Annotated in this window: 2 protein-coding genes; one reads left to right on the forward strand and one right to left on the reverse strand. The window is 59.4% G+C overall.

Translation table 11 applies throughout. From position 1 onward, the window contains the following. The coding region (locus tag SPK54_RS13540) for a hypothetical protein (protein ID WP_330948394.1) at positions 1–422 on the forward strand (422 nt) is incomplete at its 5' end. Here SPK54_RS13540 and SPK54_RS13545 read toward each other — a convergent pair. Continuing rightward, complete coding sequence (locus SPK54_RS13545; RefSeq protein WP_330948395.1) at positions 419–2,335, reverse strand: P-loop NTPase fold protein; 1,917 nt, start codon at positions 2,333–2,335, stop codon at positions 419–421. The genes SPK54_RS13540 and SPK54_RS13545 overlap by 4 nt on opposite strands. Between the last annotated feature and the right edge of the window lie 309 nt (positions 2,336–2,644).

Genomic DNA, 2,644 nt, shown 5'->3' on the forward strand with positions numbered 1-2,644 from the left:
CGCCACATTCAAGCTGCCGCCTGATCAAGCGTCACCAACTTTCGAGCATATCTCTCTCGTTCGGACCGAATCCACTTGAGGTGATGAAGAAGCTTGGCGCGCAGTCGATTGGCGCAACGCTTTCGCAGCGGCCCGCCGAGTTCGCTCGGATGATCGCCAAGATCGCCTACGCGATGGCGGCCGCCACCGGAACATTGAAACTGCTGGCCGAATCGTCGGAGCTGCCGGCCATGATACTGGGAGAAGACGATGCAATCGGTCATTTCGTCGGCACCATCGAAGAACCGAACGCCAGCCACCCCGAAATCCACCGCGTGCTGTTGATCGAAGACCGGGGCCGCGGCTTGCTGATCGGCGACGTGCAGATCTTCAGCGATTCGCACACCCCGAGGTACGGCGTCGTGATCGGAAAGCTTGCCTAGCCGCCGTCGTCGCCACCTTGGGGTGCGACCCCAAGCACCTCATCCAGGCCGTGGATCAGGAGCCTTTGCAGTCGATCCTTTGAGATCGCCGACATGCCCTCCGCCGCAGCTCGAATCCGGTCGCGGACCTCGACAGCCCAGGGCCGCTCGTCACTCAAGTCTTCATCGATCCGGCCGTGCTTATATCGAGCCTTGAGGGCAATCATTGCGTTCCGCTGGCCACGCGGCTCCAGCCCGAGGAACGCATCGACGAACCGAGCCGGATCCAGGGACGCCAGGACCGGGATGTCGTAGAACTCGTTATCTCCCTGATTCGTCAAGGAGACCCGACGTAGGAACAGGCCAGAATCCTCCTGTATGTTCGCCAACAACTCCTCGGCGATCGCGGGCCTGCGGTCGATATCGACAGCGCGGCGCTTTTCGTCCAGATAGTCGCGCAATCCAATGTACTCCTCCGACCGGGATTCGTGGAATCCCAGCCCGTCGTACGCGTCGAATGCCAGACCGAAATGGTCTTCGTGTCGATCCAGCGGCTCAAGCAGGCCGTTCGCGTACAGATAGTCCACGTATGCCCGACCGTCGGCGACTACCTGTTCGACACCATTTGCGATGCCTCCGATGCGCGAGAGCCAGAGCCGCAGTCCGAACACATGCAACACCTCTCCTGGAATCGTGTACTCGTGCGCGGCGAATGCGCGCTCCATCTCTGCAAGCGCGCGATCGACCTCCTCCTCCGTCCGCTCATGCGAATGCCAGACAGTCCGCCAGGCAGGCTCCTGCGCAACCGTCACGAAGTACGAGCTCTGATCGAGCTCGTCACGTATCCGCTTCGGATCGACGACCCCCTTCACGATCAGGTCGATCAACGTGTCGTCCGACAGTGCGGTGGTGTCCAACTGCACTGTGGGATACCGCTTCTCCACCGCCAGTATCTCCGGCACTGGATCGCCCTCCTCGCGCGGCAAGTAGGCCGAAAGCAGATTGTTCTGGCGATCCTGTATGTCGCCGGCCGACAGTCGCCCGGCCTTCACCTCGAAAGAAATCGCAGACAGCAGCCCCAGCAACGCCGTCAACGCTTTGTCGTGAGATCGGTGCCTATCGTCCAGAACGGCATAGAACCGCTCGAAGTCCCAGATTGCCTGCTGCAGTATCCGGAGATTGTCCAGCTCGGATTGGTGATAGATCTCGGAGATGACGGACGCATTCGCCGCGACGGCTCCCCTTGCGCCGTCGTCTTTTACCGAAGCGATGAACGCAGCCTGCGCATCGTCAAAGGCCGATTGGACGTCAAACATCCTTCCAACCACCTTCTCGCGAATGCGCTGGTAGTTCTCGTCCGCTATCTCGCTCTCGTTCGCAATGATGACGACCTTGCGACCTTCATGTTCGACGAACACGTTGATGTAACCCATCACCGTGTTGATCGGCATCTGGCAACGCTCCAGGTCGTCGAATACATACAGATCAGACTTCGACCGATCGACGAAATCCTTTGACTCTAGATCGAGCTCCACATTGAAGTACTTCCCGACCATCTTGAGCGCACGGCCGCCAAGCGTGACGCCCTTCTTCTTTAGGACGGGATACATGGATTGCAGAATGGCGTCGTCAATCTCATCGAGCGACACAAGGCCATACAAGCTGACGTAGATGTATCGCGTCTTCTGACTATCGAGCGATTTGAGGAAGTTCTTGACTACGTATGTCTTCCCAATCCCCCACGGGCCGTTCAGTAGAACCGCGAACCCTGGCGGCGTCGAGAAAGACAGGTAGTAACGCAGGTATTCCTTGACGTGATGGTTTCGGTCGTTGGCTGCAACGCCGCCCGAGGCATCCGCCGCGGGCTGGGACGCCGCGTCATCTGCCGCGACGCGGTTGGCCTTGGTCAGCCGTCTTCTACGCCAGTCAATCATTGCGCTATCCCCATGTCGCCACCCTTTACTAACACGCCCCGAGCGGCGATTAGCCTCGCGGCACCCTAAGACGTCGCCCTCCGCGAAGCCTAGGGGTTTTCGTACCACATCCCCTTTCACCGGGGCTGACTAGTCGCATTCCGTGGATGTGGTCTGCGCCGCCACTAGAACCATAAGCTGAAATGATCTTAGGCTCCCGCGAAAGCGGGCTTTACTGCTTCCAGCATGGCCTAGCCCCAGCGGCCGCTATGGGTCGAGGCTGTGTAAAAACTCGTCTGCGACGAACTTCGTGCAGTATCGCGGTCTGAT

The organism is Thermomonas sp. LB-4 (assembly GCF_036409385.1).
Lineage (GTDB): Bacteria > Pseudomonadota > Gammaproteobacteria > Xanthomonadales > Xanthomonadaceae > Thermomonas.

What these genes read in the sequence shown, in the direction of transcription:
- SPK54_RS13545 (WP_330948395.1), bottom strand. Translation starts at nt 2,335, where the DNA reads ATGATTGACTGGCGTAGAAGACGGCTGACCAAGGCCAACCGCGTCGCG.